Source organism: Enterobacter sp. AN-K1, assembly GCF_020971765.1.
Taxonomy (GTDB): Bacteria; Pseudomonadota; Gammaproteobacteria; order Enterobacterales; family Enterobacteriaceae; genus Enterobacter; species Enterobacter hormaechei_C.
The window spans coordinates 2,321,490-2,339,361 of sequence record NZ_CP087390.1; the positions used below are offsets into that span (position 1 = coordinate 2,321,490).

The 17,872-nt window shown below is 55.0% G+C and carries 18 protein-coding genes; 14 read left to right on the forward strand and 4 right to left on the reverse strand.

Going from position 1 to position 17,872, the window contains the following annotated elements:
- The first annotated feature begins 65 nt into the window (after positions 1–65).
- The 14 genes from LOC22_RS11115 (at position 66) to LOC22_RS11180 (ending at position 14,270) form a co-directional block, all read left to right on the forward strand.
- Positions 66–878 (forward strand): winged helix-turn-helix domain-containing protein, encoded by an 813-nt coding sequence (locus LOC22_RS11115; protein ID WP_015570087.1) that lies wholly within the window; start codon positions 66–68, stop codon positions 876–878.
- Positions 879–896: 18 nt separating this feature from the next.
- Positions 897–1,367 carry a hypothetical protein gene (locus tag LOC22_RS11120; protein ID WP_017383656.1) on the forward strand — a complete coding sequence of 157 codons (471 nt, stop codon included), beginning with the start codon at positions 897–899 and terminating at the stop codon, positions 1,365–1,367.
- Positions 1,368–1,594: 227 nt separating this feature from the next.
- A complete protein-coding gene (locus tag LOC22_RS11125; RefSeq protein WP_003860995.1) occupies positions 1,595–2,218 on the forward strand; it encodes a common pilus major fimbrillin subunit EcpA in 624 nt (207 codons plus the stop codon).
- A 45-nt stretch (positions 2,219–2,263) separates the two neighbouring features.
- Positions 2,264–2,941, forward strand: coding sequence for a pilus assembly protein (locus LOC22_RS11130; RefSeq protein WP_015570085.1), 678 nt, complete (start codon positions 2,264–2,266; stop codon positions 2,939–2,941).
- A 6-nt stretch (positions 2,942–2,947) separates the two neighbouring features.
- Complete coding sequence (locus tag LOC22_RS11135; protein WP_015570084.1) at positions 2,948–5,542, forward strand: CS1-pili formation C-terminal domain-containing protein; 2,595 nt, start codon at positions 2,948–2,950, stop codon at positions 5,540–5,542.
- Positions 5,520–7,118 (forward strand): hypothetical protein, encoded by a 1,599-nt coding sequence (locus LOC22_RS11140; RefSeq protein ID WP_015570083.1) that lies wholly within the window; start codon positions 5,520–5,522, stop codon positions 7,116–7,118. The genes LOC22_RS11135 and LOC22_RS11140 overlap by 23 nt, the downstream gene beginning before the upstream one ends.
- A gap of 6 nt (positions 7,119–7,124) precedes the next feature.
- Complete coding sequence (locus LOC22_RS11145) at positions 7,125–7,778, forward strand: hypothetical protein (RefSeq protein WP_006812468.1); 654 nt, start codon at positions 7,125–7,127, stop codon at positions 7,776–7,778.
- A gap of 73 nt (positions 7,779–7,851) precedes the next feature.
- The gene (locus tag LOC22_RS11150) at positions 7,852–8,046 is read left to right on the forward strand and encodes a hypothetical protein (RefSeq protein ID WP_013094846.1); all 195 of its coding nucleotides are present in this window, start codon (positions 7,852–7,854) and stop codon (positions 8,044–8,046) included.
- 23 nt (positions 8,047–8,069) lie between these two features.
- Positions 8,070–8,255: a hypothetical protein gene (locus LOC22_RS11155; protein ID WP_001196016.1), complete on the forward strand. Its 186-nt coding sequence runs from the start codon at positions 8,070–8,072 to the stop codon at positions 8,253–8,255.
- A 67-nt stretch (positions 8,256–8,322) separates the two neighbouring features.
- Positions 8,323–10,419 (forward strand): peptidase domain-containing ABC transporter, encoded by a 2,097-nt coding sequence (locus LOC22_RS11160; protein WP_048973064.1) that lies wholly within the window; start codon positions 8,323–8,325, stop codon positions 10,417–10,419.
- A complete protein-coding gene (locus LOC22_RS11165) occupies positions 10,416–11,165 on the forward strand; it encodes a hypothetical protein (protein WP_045348449.1) in 750 nt (249 codons plus the stop codon). Before LOC22_RS11160 ends, LOC22_RS11165 begins: the two co-directional genes overlap by 4 nt.
- A 6-nt stretch (positions 11,166–11,171) precedes the next feature.
- Positions 11,172–12,422 carry an HlyD family secretion protein gene (locus tag LOC22_RS11170; protein ID WP_126805097.1) on the forward strand — a complete coding sequence of 417 codons (1,251 nt, stop codon included), beginning with the start codon at positions 11,172–11,174 and terminating at the stop codon, positions 12,420–12,422.
- 89 nt (positions 12,423–12,511) lie between these two features.
- Positions 12,512–13,291, forward strand: a complete 780-nt coding sequence (locus LOC22_RS11175) for an MBL fold metallo-hydrolase (RefSeq protein WP_017693987.1) — start codon at positions 12,512–12,514, stop codon at positions 13,289–13,291.
- 25 nt (positions 13,292–13,316) lie between these two features.
- Positions 13,317–14,270, forward strand: coding sequence for a GlxA family transcriptional regulator (locus tag LOC22_RS11180; protein ID WP_213774920.1), 954 nt, complete (start codon positions 13,317–13,319; stop codon positions 14,268–14,270).
- 28 nt (positions 14,271–14,298) lie between these two features.
- Here LOC22_RS11180 and LOC22_RS11185 read toward each other — a convergent pair whose 3' ends face one another.
- From LOC22_RS11185 to LOC22_RS11200, 4 genes are all read right to left on the reverse strand, one after another.
- On the reverse strand, positions 14,299–15,387 hold the full coding sequence (locus tag LOC22_RS11185; RefSeq protein WP_023295682.1) for an AAA family ATPase: 1,089 nt from the start codon (positions 15,385–15,387) through the stop codon (positions 14,299–14,301).
- Between the two features lie 146 nt (positions 15,388–15,533).
- Positions 15,534–16,493, reverse strand: a complete 960-nt coding sequence (locus LOC22_RS11190) for a YbgA family protein (RefSeq protein ID WP_032646730.1) — start codon at positions 16,491–16,493, stop codon at positions 15,534–15,536.
- A 102-nt stretch (positions 16,494–16,595) separates the two neighbouring features.
- Positions 16,596–17,006 carry a hydroxyisourate hydrolase gene (gene uraH, locus LOC22_RS11195; protein WP_017693985.1) on the reverse strand — a complete coding sequence of 137 codons (411 nt, stop codon included), beginning with the start codon at positions 17,004–17,006 and terminating at the stop codon, positions 16,596–16,598.
- Positions 17,007–17,105: 99 nt separating this feature from the next.
- Entirely contained in the window at positions 17,106–17,831 is a 726-nt protein-coding gene (locus tag LOC22_RS11200) for a MerR family transcriptional regulator (RefSeq protein ID WP_032103799.1), read from the reverse strand.
- Positions 17,832–17,872 lie beyond the last annotated feature (41 nt).

The following is a 17,872-nucleotide window of genomic DNA, read 5'->3' on the forward strand; positions in this document are numbered from 1 at the left end:
CACAAACTTTAGACTTATTATTGCCTGGCAAATGCACAAAAATTTAACAATGGCGTAATAATAATATGAAGTATCTCATTGATCTTACAATGCTTTATGAAGTCGACACCGGTATGATCATGATTAATGGAGAGGAAGAGTCATCCATTAAGTTATCTAACCAGGCGGGTCGTCTGCTTTATGAACTTATCATCAATAATGGTAAAACACTCGACAGAGACGACCTGATAAAGAAGGTCTGGGAGGATCATGGTTTCTCTGGTTCTTCGGTGAGTCTGAATGTTGCCATAAGTGAAATCAGAAAAGCATTTCGTACATTAGGATGCGACCCTTTACTGATAAAAACGATACGTGGCAAGGGATTTAGCCTTGCCGCGCATATTGAACACCACACGGTCAGGCCGCCGGTTATTTCAACGCTTAGCGAAGAATCTGCCTCTGAAGCATTCGATACGCTAGCGCATAAGAAAGATGCCGATCCGCCTAAACAAATAATATCGCTGCACAGACTCTTTATTTCTCTCTGCACGTTATTACTGATTATTGTTACCGGCACCGCTGTTTTACTGTTGCACCAACGGGATTCCTATGCCGAGAGCCTGAAAGATTCTGATATGCATCTGCTCGGTAAAGTGGACAGGTGTACGATATACCTGATCGATAAGAATATGTATCAGCCGCGACAGCACTACTTTAATCACGTAAAAGAGGTCATCGCCAGTCAACATATCGACTGTCAGCATCAGGTTGCAGATGCTTACTATTCCAGGTTTAAAAAGTCGCAGATAGAAAATTATTTCCTGGCCATCTGTTATCAGCAGGACAGTATCGACGATTATAAGAACTGCATTTCTTACAGAAGCCTGACCGGGAGTTAAAATATGTCAAGGACTAAAATGAGTGTACTGTTCAGTATCGTACTGGCGCTGTCTGTCATCGCGTTGTTATGGGTCTATTTTACCAGAACGCAGGATGAGGGGTTTGGCTGCCAGTCAGATACCATTTCCTGGAAAACCTATTCCACGGGTGAGTCAACCGATATGTCGCTAACCACGCTTTTCCTGTTTAACAACAAAGATGTTGTGACGGTTATTCATAAAGGCGTACTCAAGAAAGAGGGCAAAAGCTACCTGATTGACAGAAATTACACGCTCAGCGTGGAAAAAGTCGACGGCAGCAATATCTTTTATATTAAGGATAAAAAGCTGAATAAATCTGAAGATGATGCGGCGCCGGATGGCGTTGTAAACGAAATGTTACTTGATAATATCAACTTCTTCTATATTACCAGCGTAAAAAAACATGCGTGGTTAATTAAGGGGCTGGTGTTGCCTGTAATGATGTGTGTGGCTGTCCCGACGTCCTGATATTTCTCTTTATTGAAAAATCGATATTTATCTATTACTCGGGAAATTGAGTAATTTACTCAATACGTAACAATAAGATACGAGAAATTTATTTATATTTTTATTGTTACTCTCCGTCGAGTGAATTTTTCTGTATTGCCTCGTTATTTTGCGGCTGTCTATACTCCGCCTCGAAAAAGGGGCTCCCCTTTTTATACACGTGGATTCTTTTTTGAAGGACTAAATAAATGAACAAACTGAACGCTATCGTTCTGGGCTCCCTGCTGTCTGTTTCTGCCCTGAGCGCAGTTAATGCAGCTGAAACGACGGCTTCTGCCACCTGGCAGGCAACCGCGACCAAAGACAGCGAATCCGATCTGGTTGTTACGCCAACGCGTGCTTTGAACTTCGTTTACAGCGCCAATACCAAATCTTTCAACACCGATACCGGTCTGTTTGATGTGGCTATCCGTGGCGATCACTCTACGGCGACCAGCTTCAAACTCGAAGCTATCCTCGACGATTCAAACAACACGCTGTTCAGCGTGGGTGGTGAAGCGACCAAGCTGAAAGTGGGTGCGCGTTGGGGCGGTAACGACCTGGGCTCTATCGGTGGCACCGTGGGGGCGAAATCGACCGCATGGACCACGCTGGTTGATTCTTCTTCTAACACCGGCGTCTCTTCTGGCCTGTGGAACCTGACCACCAGCGCAGGCGCGGCGGCAGATACCGAAATTACCGGCCAGGACAAATTCGTCTTCTACGTTGACTCCGCTCAGGACAACGCGGGTACTGCGAAAGAGTTCAAAGACCTGACCAACAGCCTGTGGGAAGGGACCGTGTCTGTTGCGTTCCGCGCAACCTGGGGCTAAGGCCTGATCGATCCAGGGGCGCAAGCCCCTGTTTAGGGAAATAGCATGTTTAACCTCAAATCCACCTTCTTATTTTTATTATTTATCTCTTCCTCCGCGCTGGCCATTAATGTGGGAAAAGTCACCACCATTATTTCTGCGGATGCTGACTCCACCGCCAAGGAAATAAAAAACGAAGCAGACAGCGTGCGTATTGTTTCTGTTCGCGCACAGCGGATCAGCAGCCCAATGGATGAAGGGATCGTCATTAATCCGGAGAAAGTGGACGAACTGTTGCTGACGCCCACGCGCATGGTAATGCCCGCCGGTACCAGCAATATCGTCAAATTTTACTATCACGGGAACGCCGATAACAAAGAGCGTTACTACCGCATTACCTTCACGGATGAAGGGGTAAGCGAAGAGGTGGACAGCGGTTCGCCAAAAAACGGCACCGGGATGACGCGTGCGGTGGTGAGCACCATTCTGGTGGTTCAGCCCCGGGATAAGAAGATTGATTTCGTCTATGTGGCGGGAAAAATAACCAATAAAGGGAACACCTCGTTTCGCGTCAATGCGACCGGGACCTGCCTGAAGCCGAATCCGGAATCCCCCGGCACGCCGTGTAGCAAAAACTTCTACCTGATGCCAGAGACCTCGCGCGCTATCGAGGATATCAACGTTACGGATAACCATTTTCATCTCGGAATATGGGACCTGAAACAGTTCATTCCTGTTAAGTAAGGATGCATGGTGAAAAATAAATTAGTGTTGCCGGTGATGATGGCTTGCGCATCCGGCACGCTGCCCGCGCTTGCGCATGCAGCCTCAAGCTCCGTGGTTATCGCTAATTACCGTTTTCCCGACTCGCTTTATGCACTGCTGGAGCAGGGGATCAAAATTCCCGTCTATCTGGTGAATACGCGTCCACACTCAGCACAACAAGGGAACCACGAAGGCACGGCGAACGAATATGTTCGTATCGGTGACGTGACGCTCTTTGCAAAAGATCTGAAGCTGGGGCTGAGGGATGTTCAGGTCCAGGAGTCTGATAACGGCATTCGTCTGTCAAAAGAGATGCGGGCGTTACTGCAAAGCATTAACGATAAGCAGTTTGATGACCAGATGCGTATTCCGGTTAGCGCGGGTTCGGCGTTCGAACTGGATCAGAAAAAAATGCGCCTGTTGCTGAATCTTTCGCAGAGTGACTACGGGGTGAATATTCGCCCGCGTGAGGTGGACATTGATGCGCCGGAGTCTGACGACCTGAGCGGCACGTTCTCCTACAACCTCGGAGCGTATCACACCGAGAGCGGCTACGGTGACAGCTGGTCGTCGGGCTATCTGAACGCGAGAAACTGGATCTCAATGGGCGTCGATCATGTGCTGATCGACGGCTCTGGCTACGTCAACGAGAACAGCAGCGATACCCAGATGAACGCGGTTATGTGGGAGCGCGACTATCAGGGGATGCGCTACGCCGCGGGCATGCTGAACGGCTGGGCGATGCAGTCTCTGGCGAGCGTCAGCGGGATTTCCGGCGGTGAAGTCTACGGCGTTTCCATGGGCAACCAGGCCAACTCCCGCAAGCGCGATAACACGCTCTCTCTGACGCCGGTGGTGGTCTATTTTCCCACGGCGGGCGAGGCCCGTATTCGTCGTGACGGGCAGCTTATCGGCATTCAGCGCTTTGACGTCGGCAACCATGAAATTGACACCAGCAGCCTGCCCTACGGGATCTACAGCGTCGAAGTTGAAGTGGTGAGCGGAAGCCGCACCGTGTCGCGCAGCATGTACACCGTAAATAAACCGTTCTCCAGCAACGTGTCGGAAACGCTGCGCTGGCAGATGTGGGGCGGGATGTATAGCCGCGATAAATCCGTCGTCAATTATAAAAAATACGCGAAACGCAAAAACGAGCAGGATAACACCTACTACTACGATTACGACACCAAACATAAAGACACCATGTCGCTGGTGGGAGCCTCGTTCAGCAAGCGCAGCGGGATGGTCGACTGGAACGCCTCTACCTACATGATGCGGGAACACATCGTCAGCGAGCTGTGGGCCTCCCTGAACCTGACGGGCTATTTCTCGGTGAATACCCAGACCATGGCCGCCTCCGACGGAACGTATCGCGCCAACTATGGGGCGAATCTCAGCCTGCCGTGGCAGATCGGCTCGGTGTGGTACTCCCATGAACAGCTCTCCAGCGGCAAGTTCCTGGATATCTATGAGAGCAAGGGCAACACCTGGGGCGCTTCCTTTAGCCTGCCGTCATTCGGCCTGCCCTCGGCAGGCAACCTGAGCCTGATGCGTCAGGAAGACGACCTCTATCGCTATAAACGCTATCAGCTGGACTACTCCCAGGGGTTATACGCCGGTCGCTACGGTACGGCGCGCCTGCGGGTGGGGATGTCGCGCAACAAATACGACGGGTATTACGAAGAGAAAGATCGTTACGTAATGCTCGATTTCGCCATACCGCTCGGCAATACCGTGTCGGTTGGCGTTTCCCACAATCGCGATACCGGCACGGCGTTGAACGTCAGCGCCAGCCGCCAGTTTGAGGGCGATTACCTGAAATCGGCTACCGCCAACGTCTCGAAAGCCTTTAACAGCCGCCAGGATCGCAGCGTAAGCGGCGGCGGCAGCGTGAACTTCGACACGCCGTGGAACAGCAACATCCTCAGCGTCCAGAGCGGCATGAGTAAAGGCTGGAACTCCACGCTGACCAGTGACGGCAGCGTGGGCTGGTCCAAAGAGGCCATCGCCGCCGGGAAAGGCACCGAAAGCGCAGGGGTGATTGTCAGTACCGGTCTCAAATCTGATGAAGCGCTGACCCTGAAGCTTAACGGCCGGGCAGAACGCATCAAAGGGGATAAAACCTGGCTGTCGCTGCCGGCATACCAGGCTTATGACCTGGAAGTGATGAACAGTGAAACCGGTACGGAAAGCTATGAGATTGGCGCGAATGCGCGTCGCCATATCACGGTTTATCCGGGTAATACCGTGGTGATGAAGCCGCAGGTGAAGAAAATCGTCACCCTGTTTGGTCGTCTTGTGGATGCAAACGGGGCCCCGGTTGGCGCCATGCAGATCAAAAACCATGTCGGGCTGACCCGGACGGAAAACGACGGACGCTTCGTGATCGACGTTGATAAGAACAACCCTGTCCTGAGTATCGCCACGCCGGACGACAGCGTCTGCGAAGTGCGCCTGGACATCGAGTCTAACCGCGGTGCGCTGTGGCTCGGGGACATCTCCTGCGACAAAGGCGATTTCGTCTGGCAGGAAGCAAAAGGAACGCAGGAACGTGACGATGAAAAAGATATTCGCTCTTAATTTACTGCTGATGAGCGCGGCGGCCCAGGCGCAGGAGCTGCCCTATTTAGCCATTAATAACCCGGACAATAACGGTACGGGAAACAGCGCGGGGCTGTTTAGTCTGAACAGCACGTCGACCGCGTTTTTACACGGTTCGCGCGAGTGGCCGACCCTGAGTGCGAAAACGAATAACGGTATCGCCACTTACATCCCGGACAACAGCTACAGCGGTCCGGCAGGCAGCGCGCTGACCATCGACTTTTCGGTGACCGGTTCCAGCGCCTCTCCGTTCTTCAAAGGGACGGCGTGTTCCTCGTCCTGCGGCAACACGGGGTACACCCCGACGACCAGCTATACCGACACGTCGATGGTGGTTAAGCCGCCGGTGATGGAGCCCGGCACGTCATACGGGCGCTGGGTACTGGGCGATCCGTTCTTTAACTATCTGCTCAACGCCGCGCCAGGGGATGAAGTGACCATCACCTCCACGCCGCAAATCAGCTCCATCAACAAAGTGACCACCACCAATACGCTTCACAAGGTGGGCACGCTGACCATGACCAACGCCAGGGCGCTTAACCTGGGGATTGATCCGATCAGCGGTGAGGTGACGATTGTCGATGGATCAACGGGGGCCACCTGCACCAAATACACCCGCAACACGGTCTCTGGCGTCCTGTGCGACCTGCTCGAATACACGTTTGTTGGGGAGGACATCTCCGGTTACAATGGGGGGCTGGCGCTCACCTCTTCCCGCGTCAACAGCGTGCTGCAATCGCACATGAGCGGCGGCACCGGGCTTGCCGCCGAGCTGACCTTCGATGAAAACACCTGGTACAGTATCTCCGGCGGTATCCTGAGCGATACGCGTGTCCTGGCGAACACCTTCCTTGCAGCGCCGCAGAAAAACGGCGGCAAAGCGTCCCTTAAAATCTTTTTGCCGAAAGCGTTAATTCTGAGCGTGGCGCAGGCGGGGGACGGCAGCAACATTGGCAATATCGTCAGCCTGTGTCTGACGCCCGGCAACAGCTCGCTGGCGGCGGATTTCTGCTTCCAGCCGGGGGGCGGCCTGGTGATTAACCCTATCGAGCCCGGGCTGGAGATTGTGCCAGACAACCCGGATTACACCCTCGATCCTGACGGTCTGGGCGGCTCCGGGAAAGGCATTATCGGCGAAGCGCCCATTGAGATCCCCTACACCATCACCTACAGCGGGGCGCAAAAAGATGCGGCGATTGCGGTCACGGTAAAAGTCACCGGGCCTACCCAAAGCCTGAATGGGGTGGACTACTGCGCCTTTAGCGGCAACGGCTTCACGGTTCCCATTCCGGGCAACGTGCTGGTGGGGAAAAGCCAGACGCTTATGGCGCACAACTGTAAAGGCGAAGTACTGTCGATCCCGGCGCCGGCCACCCATGCGGAAGAGTGGGACAAAATGAGTTCCGGCGTGACCGATATGTGGCTCTGGAAAACACCGCTGGTCCTCCAGTTCGTTATGGATAATCCGGTATCGAAAACCACCTATGACGGAAATAGCTGGTTTGGCGAAGTGACCGCGCAGGGAAGAATAGATGTTAGCGCATCCTGGAATTAATCAACCATGACTGGAAAATTCCTGGCTATTTTTGCAATAAATTGCTTCATTTCCACAGGGGCAAATGCTTTAATTATCGAAAGTCTGAATATTGATTTTCTTCCCGAAAGAGAAGTTGTTTTTCAGCCGATAAAAAACGATACCAGCGAGCGTCAGAATTATACCGTTTCGCTTATTCAGGTAGACGTTCCTAAAGAGAAGGGAAAAGAAACCGAAATAAAAGATGGCGAAGTCATGTATTCGCCTAAGCAATTAACGCTGGGGAGCGGTGAACGCGCGGGTTTTAAATTTTATTATACCGGCCCGCATGACAACAAAGAGCGATACTATCGCGTAAAATTCACCGAGACGCCGCTCCAGGCAAAGGTTATCACGCGCAAAGGCCAGCGCATCCAGTCGGATGTGGTGGTCTCGCTTGAGGCTATTTTGATTGTCCGTCCATGGACACGACATTTTGATTATGCGTTTAGCAACGGGGTGGTGAGTAATACCGGGAATACCTATTTTAAATATGTTTCCTCGGTCGGGTGCAGTACGCAATACAACAATTCAAAATATATTCCGCCGGGGCAACGGCTGGAAATAGATAATGCCGGGCAGGCTGCAAGGCGGATGATTATTTATGGCAATAAAATCATTCCGCTTACCACCTGCCCGTAGCAACCGCTTTCCTTCATAAAAGGAAATTAGCCTTTAGCATCATGCTAAAGATCCATCACTACAGGAGATAAAAATGAAAGCGATTTCATTCGTAGAAGCGAAAGACATTATCGGTGGCGCGTTAAACCCGTTCGCTGGTCTGGTTAAAGGTGCACAGCTGGGTTACGACACCGGCGCAAGCATCATGGGCATGGTTGGCGGTGTGGTTGGCGGAATTCTGGGTGGCGCAATGGGCTTCCTGGGTGCGCTGGTTGGTAGCTACAACTAATTCACGTTAACAGGAAAAGACTCATGCAAGTTATCGATTTCAAAAAAGCACAGGCCATCATCGGTGGTTGGGATCCGTTTGCTGCCGCTATTCAGGGCGCAAGCGCGGGCTATAACGCGGGCAGCCAGATGTTAGGCGCGCTGGGCGGCACCATCGGCGGCGTGTTCGGCCTGGTGGGCGGCTTCATCGGCGGTTTCTTCAGCGCCTAAGCGAGAAGCACGTTGTACGCATGGCCCGCATTGCCGGGCCATTTTTTTATTTCAGCCACGGATCATTATGTTTTCGCTCTTTCAGTATAAAAAACAGGGTAAGACCCCTGTTATTCGCCAGCATGAATTTACCGAATGTGGACTGGCCTGCCTGGCGATGGTGTTGGGGCACTACGACCACCATGTCTCCGTCAGCCAGCTGCGCCGGGAGATTTCCGTTTCCGCCGATGCGGGAACCTCAATGGCGGAATTGATGACCCTTGCCAGCGATAAAAATATGTCTGGCCGGGTGCTTAAAGGCGAAATCACTGAAATAGAAACGTCTGAGCTGCCGCTCATCGCCTTCTGGCGCGGCAACCATTTCGTGGTCATCGTGAAGATCGACAGCCGCAGCGTGACCGTTCACGACCCCGCCAGCGGCGTGCGTCGTTACCGTCTGAAAGAGGCGGAAAAACTCTTTTCCGGCTATGTTCTTGAGCTTAAGCCCACGCCGTGCTTCAAAAAGAAATCCCCGGATGAAAAGCTCACGCTTGGCCGGTTAGCCAATAAATCCCCGAGCCTGTTCCAGCGCCAGCTGCTGCTGTTTGTGCTCTGTATTTTTACCCTCATCACCATGCTGGCAAGCCCCACCTACGTGCAGCTGATTATGGATGAGGCCATTTCCCGAAGCGACAGCGATCTGGTGATCCTGCTCACCGCGATCTTCGCTATTGTCTTTATCTTTGAAGTCATCGGTAAATTCCTCAAGCAGCTGCTTGAGATCCTGATGCGTAACATTGCCTATGACGATTTAAGCCAGTCCGTGCGCCACTACATGCTGCGCACCCAGACCAGCTGGTTCCGCTCGCGCCCGCCGGGCATCGTGCTGGCCATTGAAAAATCGCTCCACGCCTGCGCAGAGTTCATCAGCAATGGTTACGTGCAAATTCTCTTTTCCAGCCTGATCGCCGTCACCAGCCTGCTGTTTATGCTGCTGTATAACGTCAAAATTGCGCTGCTGACGATGCTGCTGATGGGCGTGTTTTTCCTGATCCGCTTTTCGCTGATCGGCCCCTATCAACGCGCGGTGGATGACTCCATCGAGCGCACCGCCCAGTATGAATCCCTGCTGGTGGAGACGCAGAAAGGGATCATTACGCTCAAAGCGAACAATATGGAGCAGGCCCGGGATGCGGTGATGGATAAATCCCAGCGCGAACACATCGCCGGGCTGATGCGTAAAGAGCGGCTGCTGGCCCGCTTTGACGTGGCTTCGCTGCTGGTGATCAATGCCGAGCAGCTGCTGGTGGTCTGCTTTGGCGCGTGGCTGATCCTGGAAGGGCAGATGAGCATCGGGATGCTTTACGCCTATATCAGCTATAAGCGCTATTTTTCCGATGCCATGGTGCAGGTGGCGCAGAAGCTGCTGGACAAAAATGCCCTCAAGGGGCCGCTGGATCGCGTGGGCGACCTGCTGTTTGCCCCCTCTGAAACCAGCCAGTTTGGGAAGCGGATTGTCACCTCGCCGGTCTGTCTGCAATTTGAGGATGTCTCATTTGCCTATCCTGGCCGGGAGGCCACGCTACAGCATATCAATATGACCCTGAAGCAGGGCGAAGAAGCGGTGATTGTGGGCCAGAGCGGGTCGGGAAAAACCACGCTGCTGCGTCTGATCTCCGGCATGTTGCTGGCATCGTCTGGCACGCTGCGGATCAATAAGATCCCCATTGAGGAGTGCGATCTTTCCTCGCTGCGTCAGCACATCCGCATCGTCCATGCGGACGATATTCTCTTCACCGGCTCGATTCTGGACAACATCGCCTGCTTTGACAGCGCACCGGATAAAGAGCAGGTCATTGCCGCGTGTCGGCTGGCGGAGGTGGACCACGTTGTCGCCAGGCTGCCGCACGGCTACGAAACGGAGATGCTGCCGGGGAACACTTTTTTCTCTGCCGGGGAGATGCAGCGTCTGGTTCTGGCGCGCGCCCTGTACAGCCAGCCTAAGCTTCTGCTCTGTGACGAAGTGACGGCGAACCTGGATAAAACGACCGCGCAGAAAGTGCTGGCGAACCTGCGTAGCCTGGGGATTGGCCTGGTGTTTGTTACCCACTCGCCGGACGTGGTGGGCTGTCAGGGGCGTCTCTATACCATGGAAAACGGCACCCTGCGGGAGAATGAGCAATGATGTTTCTGCCGCGTCTCTATGCGCGCCTGTGCGCGCGCCAGGCCGGGCGCACGCTGCTGGCAAACCGGATCACGCAAAACTACAGCCAGTTTATGCGCTGCCCGGAGGCCGATGTCCCGGCTGATTTTCTGCATCAGAACGCCCATGAGCTGAGCGGGTTTAACTTCGTGGAGCAGATCTTCCCGCCCGCGCTTTGGGCGCGCAACGTCCGCTTCGATCTGCACGCGTACGTGGCGCAGTGGACGCAGGAGCAGGCGTTTTACAGTTCATCTCGCACCCTGCTTCTGGGAATGCGCTGGGCGGGCTTTGGTCTGATCGTGGATGCGCTGCTCGCCACCGCGCCAGCCGATGTGCGCTTTCAGTTTATTACCCGTCACCCTGCGCTGCATAAGCTAATGGCCGCGCACGAAGGCCGACGCGCCAGCTCGTTTTTCGCCCCTCACCGCCTGGTGACGGTGCTGCTGATGGACGAACGCCTGCCGGATGCGCCGCTGTTCTCCACCCAGGCTGGGGATCAAAAGGCGTGGTTAACGGACGTCTCAACGCGGTTTTTATCGCGCTATGGCTACAGCGTCCGAACGCTGCTGCCGATCTGTTCGCTGCACACGGCGGAGTTTGGGCTGGAGAGTCAGGCGTATGCGCCAGAGGATTACCGTCAGGCCGCCGCCGACACGCTGAACGCGCTGCGCAAAACCCCCACGCTCTGGAGTGCATGGGACGATCTTTCAGTGATTTATCATGGATGACATATCGTGAAATTAAAAAACCGAAGCCGACAGCGGCGGGCGCTGATCCCGCATCATTTCTCAAAAAGCTATCACATCAACGCGCCACGGCTGAAAGCCGTGCTGACCTTGTTCATCACCTTTTTTCTCTGCCTGCTGGTCTTTGCGATTGTCTTTAACTTTTCGGAAACCACCCTGGCGCGCGGGGTGCTGATCCCGGCGCAGGGCGATGTGGAAGTCCGCGCCCGGGAGTCCGGTACGCTTGTGGATTTTGCCGTACGGCCAGGTCAGTACGTGAAGGAAAACGATCCGCTGTTCACCGTGTCACAGGACTATGGCGGCAAGCAGGGCTCGGTGGTGCAGTTTGACCGCCAGCAGATGGAAGCGGAGAAGAAGCGCAGCGAGCAGCGCATCCAGGCCATTGAGGACTCGATTGCGTCGTATCGCAAAAATCTGGCGCAGCAGCTGGCTCTCACTGACAAGCAGATCGCCGTTTCCCGCGATAAGGTGAAGAAGCTGCGCGCGTTGTTAAAAAACAGCACCGACACCTACGAGGCGTGGAAATCCGTCTCCGGGAAGGGCTATGTCTCCAAAGTGGATCTCGATAAAAGCCACAACGATGTGCTCAATGCGCAGCTCAACCTGACGCTGGAGGAGAGCACTATTCTTGAGCTTGAGGCACGAAAAACCAGCCTGACCGACAGCACCCAGTCGCAAATTGACTCTCTGAGCGAAGAGCAGCTGTATGTGAAAAACCGCATCAGCGAAATTGACCGCAACCTGTCCAGCCGGGGAAGTTCCACCATGGCGATGCTGGCCCCTTCCGACGGTTACGTGGTGGCGATTAACTTCCCGCCTGGCCGGGCCATTACGCAAAATAGCGAGGTGGTGGTGGTGATCCGTAAAAATACCGCGGCGACGATGGAGGGGTACCTGTATGTTCCGGCAACGGGGGTGGGGCGCGTGGCGAAAGGCGATAAGGTCAAGCTGCGCTTCGACTCCTGGCCCGTAGACAAATACGGTTCCGTGGAGGCGACGCTGTCCGATTTCTATGAGGTAAACATTGATGCCCATTCGGCGCTGATCCCGCTCCAGGAAGGGCAGAACTACTACCTGGCTAAAGTGCGCGTCCCCTCCTGGTTTACCGACCCGGACAAGCAAAAGCGCATGCTGATGGGCGGAATGACGGTGAACGCCGATATCGTTATCGATCGTAAGCCGCTTATCAATCTGCTGATTGCGCCGCTGGAAAGGGTGCGCAAGCGGTTTATCGATTGACCCGATTTCATCGATCATCGCCCTTTAGCCCACATTCTTCACGGTACCCTGGGGCTATTCTCCTTCTCATACCAACCGGAGGATAGCCCATGAACATTACGCAAATTCGCAATGCCACCCAGCTGATCACTTACGCGGGAAAACGCTTTTTAATCGACCCAATGCTGGCGCCAAAAGGCACTTATCCGGGTTTTCCCGGCACGGCGCGGGCTGATATTCGCAACCCGATGGTCGATCTTCCCGTTGACGTTCAAACGCTTCTGGATGCTGACGCGGTGATCGTCACCCATACCCATGCCGATCACTGGGATCAGTACGCCGTTGAGCTGATCGCCAAAGGCAAGCCGATCTACGTGCAAAATGATAGCGATGCCGCGCTGCTGCGCAGCCAGGGATTTACCAACCTGACGATCATGACCGGGGAAACAACGTACGGCGATATCCGGATAGTGAAAACCCACGGCGGCCAGCACGGTACTGACCGCGCTTACGCCGTGCCGGAGCTGGCAGAGTTTCTGGGGGAAGCCTGCGGCGTGGTGTTCCGTCATCCCGATGAGAAGACGCTTTATATCGCAGGGGATACCATCTGGCGCGATGCGGTGGCGGCCGATCTGCAAAAGCACCAGCCGGATATCGTCGTGCTCAACGCCGGTTACGCTCATGTCATTGGGTTTGGGCCGATTATCATGGGGGAAGAAGATCTGCTTAACGTGCATTTCCTGCTGCCGCAGGCGAAAATCGTGGCGACCCATATGGAAGCTCTCAACCACTGCCTGCTGACCCGCCGCGCGCTGCGCGAGTATGTTGATGCCAACGAGGCAGGTGACGCGGTGAGCATTCCCCAGGACGGCGAAACCGTTATATTCTGACTGTTAAAGGGGACAGGAGAGACAGATGCCGCTTATTAACGTTGCCATTGTCGCGGTGGACGGGTTTAGCCCGTTCCACTACTCCGTTCCCTGCATCCTGTTTGGCGACACGGTATCCGGGGAAAAGCGCTTTAACGTCACGATCTGCGCTGAAAAACCGGGATTCCTGAACTCGAAAGACGGTTTTGCCCTGCATGCGACGCAGGATTTTTCCGCGATCGCATCGGCTGAAATTGTGGTTGTACCCTACTGGCAGCACGTTCTGGAGCGCCCGCCTCAGACGCTGCTCGACAGCCTGGTTCAGGCCAGAGACAACGGGGCGGAAATTGTTGGGCTGTGTCTGGGATCGTTTGTGCTGGGCTATGCGGGCATACTCAGCGGCAAACGGGCCGCCACTCACTGGGAGTTTGAACGCCAGTTCCAGTCGCTATTTCCGGACGTCCGACTGGATATCAACGCCCTCTACGTAGATGACGGCAATGTGATCACTTCAGCAGGTACCGCCGCCGCGCTCGACTGCTGTTTGTATATCATCCGCCAGCGCTTTGGCAGCGTCGTCGCCAATCAGATTGCCCGCCGGATGATCGTCCCGCCGCACCGAGAGGGCGGGCAGGCGCAGTTTATTGCGCAACCTGTGCCGAAAGATACCCGTGATGGGCGGATTAACTGTCTGATTGACTACCTTCAGCAGCATATTTCCGAACCGCATAACCTGGACTCTCTTGCGGAAGTGGTGTCGATGAGCCGGCGCACGCTGACCCGCCATTTTATCAAGGCGACGGGCATGAGCGTTGCCGACTGGCTTACCGCCGAGCGCCTGCGGCGCAGCCAGATCCTGCTGGAGTCCGGCAACCTGCCAATCGAAAACGTCGCCGGGCAGGTGGGGTTTTTATCAGCGGTGACGTATCGGCAGCAGTTTAAGGCGCGCTTTGGCGTCAGCCCGGCGGAGTGGCGCAAGACGTTTCGTACTCGCCAGTAGGCCAGGTAAGCGTAGCGCCACCTGGCAATTACCCCAGCCTCTCCATCCTCGTCTCCCCCTCCGCCATCGACAGCTGATACAGCGAAAACGATCGGTGCTTCTCAATCAAATGCGCCAGCTCCGGCGAATGGCTGGTGAGCCAGATCTGCGAATAGCGGCTGGCCTCGGCAATGAGGCTTGCCAGGGCGGGCAGCATCTGCGGATGCAGGCTGTTTTCCGGTTCGTTGAGGGCGATGAATGCGGGAGGGCGCGGGCTTAACAGCGCCACCGCCAGGCACAAAAAACGCAGCGTGCCGTCGGAGAACTCTGCCGGTTCCAGCGGTCTGCTCAGCCCCTCGCGCTGCATCATCATGCGGAAGCGCCCGCCGGTGTTGTCGCTGTAAAACACGCAGCCGGGGAAGGCCTGGTCGAGAATGCGCATCAGCAGCAGCTCGTCGCCAATTTCGACAATGGTCTGAAACGCGGCGGCCAGGTTCGCGCCGTCGCTGGCCAGCACCGGGGAACGAAAGCCCACCTGCGGGGCACGGATCGCCGAGCCGGATGAGACGGAAAACTCGTGATAAAATCGCCAGTTACGCAGTGACTCGCGCATCTGCGACACTTCGGGGTAGAGGTGCGGTTCACCGAGCTGACCGAACACCGACTCGTTCTCATACAGCGTACCGCTGTGGGTCACTTTTTCGTGATGCACGTTGTTCAGGAATACCGCCTGATTCTTACGCTTCATCAGCTGTGACGACGGGCGACGGTGCTGTCCGCCGAGCCAGATAGATTCCTCTTTGATCACCGGATCGAGCTGAAACTGTGAGGGGTAGGGCAGCTTTTCCACGAACCCGACCTGAAGCTCATATTCATAGGTTTCCGTTTCCACCGCCAGGTTCATGCGTCGTAGCTGGTCGCTGCGGGTTTTGCCCGCCCAGAACACTTTCAAAATTCCCCCCTCGTTCGCCAGCGCCTGGGAGAATTGCCCCTGCGCCGCGCTGTGCATCAGGTAAATCGCTTTATAAATATTGGATTTTCCGGTGCCGTTGGGGCCGAACACGATATTGAGCTGTTCCAGCTCAAGCGACATATCGCGAATTGAGCGGTAGTTCTGAATATGCAAATTTTTGATCATCGGGGTACTCCGCTGTGCACGCTTAACCTGTACAGAATCACAGTATTTTACGCTGAGCGCAAAAAAAAGACGACAGTGAGGGTGTCGTCTAAACGGGGTACTGCTTTGGGCCTCTGTGGGTCAACAGGGCCTTCGCTTCTTTCTTATCAGGTAACGGCCAGACGCAGACCCAAATCATCAGGATAGGGATCAAAGTAGTTTTGCGTCATCAGATACCGGTCAGGGTATTCAGCCAGATAATGCTTCAGCAGCGTCAGCGGCGCGAGGATCGGCAGCAGCCCGTCCCGGTAATGCAGGATCACATCCCGCAGTTCTCCACGCTGGCGGCTGTTCAGCTGGTTACGGAAATAGCCCTGAATGTGCATCAGCACGTTAGTGTGATTCTTCCGCGAAGCGGGTTTTTTCAGAATGGTCATCAGCTTGTCGCGATAGGCCACGAAAAACGCGTCCAGATCGTCCCACTCGTGCAGTGATGCCACGAACGGGCCAATTTCACGGTAGCCTGCCTGATGGTGCGCCAGAAGCTGAAGCTTATAGCGGCTGTGAAAGTCCAGCAGGGCACGGCGCGTCAGGCCATTTTTACGCATTACGTTCAGTTCGTGGAGAGCGAAAACGCGCTCAACAAAGTTTTCCCGTAGTACCGGATCGTGCAGGCGACCGTCTTCTTCGACGGGCAGCCAGGGGAAAGTTTCAAGGAGGGCGGCGGTGAACAGCCCGACACCCTCCTTGCGGCCCCGGTTGCCGTTTTCGTCGTACAGCCGCACGCGCTCCATGCCGCAGCTGGGGGATTTTGCACAGACGATAAAACCCGCCAGATCGCCGATTTTCGGCAGATAATCTGCCGTAAATGCGGCCATCTTCTGCGTGACGTCATCGTGCGGCGCTTTGCTGAACCGCATTTCTGTCTCGCCGCCGGTGGTCATCACCAGACGCAGCGCCGGACGAGGCGTGGGCAGGCCGATAGCCATTTCAGGGCATACCGGACGGAAAGCGACCCACTGCGCCAGCTCATCCATCACAAAGCCCATACGCTTATGCCCGCCGTCAAAGCGAACGGCGGAACCGGTCAAACATCCGCTAATACCCAGCACAGGTTTTGTTGTCATGGTGTGCACCTCCCGATCTCATACCTAAAAGTTACACAACAATGCGTATTTGTCCAAGTATTGGCGGGGTTATTTTTAAATCGTCTTTAAAATCAAGAGCAATCAGCTGCCCTTGTAGGTTGAGTAACCGTACTGGCTGAGCAGAAGCGGGATGTGCAGTTTTTCATTGGTGCGGGTGACGGTGAACAGCACCGGCACTTCCGGGAAGAAGGAGTCCAGCTTTTTACCGTGGAAGTAATCGGCGGTTTTGAAGGTCACTTTATACACGCCAGGCGCCATATCCTGATCCTGCGGATAGAGCGATTTGATGCGCCCGTCGTGGTCGGTTTTACCGCTGGCAATCGGGGTCCACTTGTCCTGCTCCTGCTTCTCCAGCGTGACGGCCACATCCGCTGGCGGCATACCGGTTTGCTGGTCCAGAACGTGAACGCTCAGGGTGCCTGCCGGGGCGCTGAACGCGGCAGGCGCGAAAGCCATTGCAGCGAGCATCATCAGAGGGAGTGTCTTTTTCATCGTGTTTTCCTGTTGAGTTGTCGGTGACAGGAAAACGTTAGCACTCGCTGTGCGAAAAAATATTCAACTTTTCGTGAAGATTGCCTCAGCAGAAAATAATCAGAGGATAATCACCTCAAGGGAAACCTGCTGCTGCCACTGCGCAACCTGCTTTTTCCGCACGGCGGTAAGTTTACCGCTGGTGACCAGCAGCCATTTGCGGTCCGGGAAAATTTCCGGGGCCAGCGCGGCAGGGGGAACCGGCAGTATGTCGATGCGGTGGCCCTGGCCGGTGCGCGTCAGAGCTTCTAGCCAGATCTCACAGGGGTCGTTCAGATGCCAGCCGCTGATGAGGATGTTATCGCCCGGCGCTTTTTTATCGCCCTCAAGGCAAAACGAGGTATAGGCGATGAGGATGCCGTCGAGGATCTCACGCAGCGTCATGGCGGCGGCGACGTTGGCCGATATCTGGCTGCGCAACGGACGCAGCACGTTAGTGACCAGCTCTGGCCTTGGGTATTCGCGTCCGGCGTCGTAAATCATCTGACGCAGGGACTCAATTTTCCCCTCCTGCAACTTTTGCAGCATGGCCTGTTGCAGGGTTTGCCAGTTATTGGCGCGGCGCGGCGCAGGGCGTTCCAGCAGTGATTTTACCTGACCGATGGGTACGCCTTTTTTTACCCAGTCGAGGATTTTCAGCGCCTGCTGAACGTCCTCATCGCTGTACAGGCGGTGACCGCCGTCCGTACGCTCGGGTTTGAGCAAGCCATAGCGTCGCTGCCACGCCCGCAGCGTGGTGGCGGTGATGCCGCTGAGTCTGGCGAATTCGCCGATGGAGTAAGCCATGTCTGCATCCGAAGAGAAGGAGTTGTCTCAATATACTACGA

Coding starts and splice junctions, on each gene's coding strand:
- LOC22_RS11115 (WP_015570087.1), top strand. CDS start 66: ATGAAGTATCTCATTGATCTTACAATGCTTTATGAAGTCGACACCGGT.
- LOC22_RS11120 (WP_017383656.1), top strand. CDS start 897: ATGAGTGTACTGTTCAGTATCGTACTGGCGCTGTCTGTCATCGCGTTG.
- LOC22_RS11125 (WP_003860995.1), top strand. CDS start 1,595: ATGAACAAACTGAACGCTATCGTTCTGGGCTCCCTGCTGTCTGTTTCT.
- LOC22_RS11130 (WP_015570085.1), top strand. CDS start 2,264: ATGTTTAACCTCAAATCCACCTTCTTATTTTTATTATTTATCTCTTCC.
- LOC22_RS11135 (WP_015570084.1), top strand. CDS start 2,948: ATGGTGAAAAATAAATTAGTGTTGCCGGTGATGATGGCTTGCGCATCC.
- LOC22_RS11140 (WP_015570083.1), top strand. CDS start 5,520: ATGAAAAAGATATTCGCTCTTAATTTACTGCTGATGAGCGCGGCGGCC.
- LOC22_RS11145 (WP_006812468.1), top strand. CDS start 7,125: ATGACTGGAAAATTCCTGGCTATTTTTGCAATAAATTGCTTCATTTCC.
- LOC22_RS11150 (WP_013094846.1), top strand. CDS start 7,852: ATGAAAGCGATTTCATTCGTAGAAGCGAAAGACATTATCGGTGGCGCG.
- LOC22_RS11155 (WP_001196016.1), top strand. CDS start 8,070: ATGCAAGTTATCGATTTCAAAAAAGCACAGGCCATCATCGGTGGTTGG.
- LOC22_RS11160 (WP_048973064.1), top strand. CDS start 8,323: ATGTTTTCGCTCTTTCAGTATAAAAAACAGGGTAAGACCCCTGTTATT.
- LOC22_RS11165 (WP_045348449.1), top strand. CDS start 10,416: ATGATGTTTCTGCCGCGTCTCTATGCGCGCCTGTGCGCGCGCCAGGCC.
- LOC22_RS11175 (WP_017693987.1), top strand. CDS start 12,512: ATGAACATTACGCAAATTCGCAATGCCACCCAGCTGATCACTTACGCG.
- LOC22_RS11180 (WP_213774920.1), top strand. CDS start 13,317: ATGCCGCTTATTAACGTTGCCATTGTCGCGGTGGACGGGTTTAGCCCG.
- LOC22_RS11185 (WP_023295682.1), bottom strand. CDS start 15,387: ATGATCAAAAATTTGCATATTCAGAACTACCGCTCAATTCGCGATATG.
- LOC22_RS11190 (WP_032646730.1), bottom strand. CDS start 16,493: ATGACAACAAAACCTGTGCTGGGTATTAGCGGATGTTTGACCGGTTCC.
- uraH (WP_017693985.1), bottom strand. CDS start 17,006: ATGAAAAAGACACTCCCTCTGATGATGCTCGCTGCAATGGCTTTCGCG.
- LOC22_RS11200 (WP_032103799.1), bottom strand. CDS start 17,831: ATGGCTTACTCCATCGGCGAATTCGCCAGACTCAGCGGCATCACCGCC.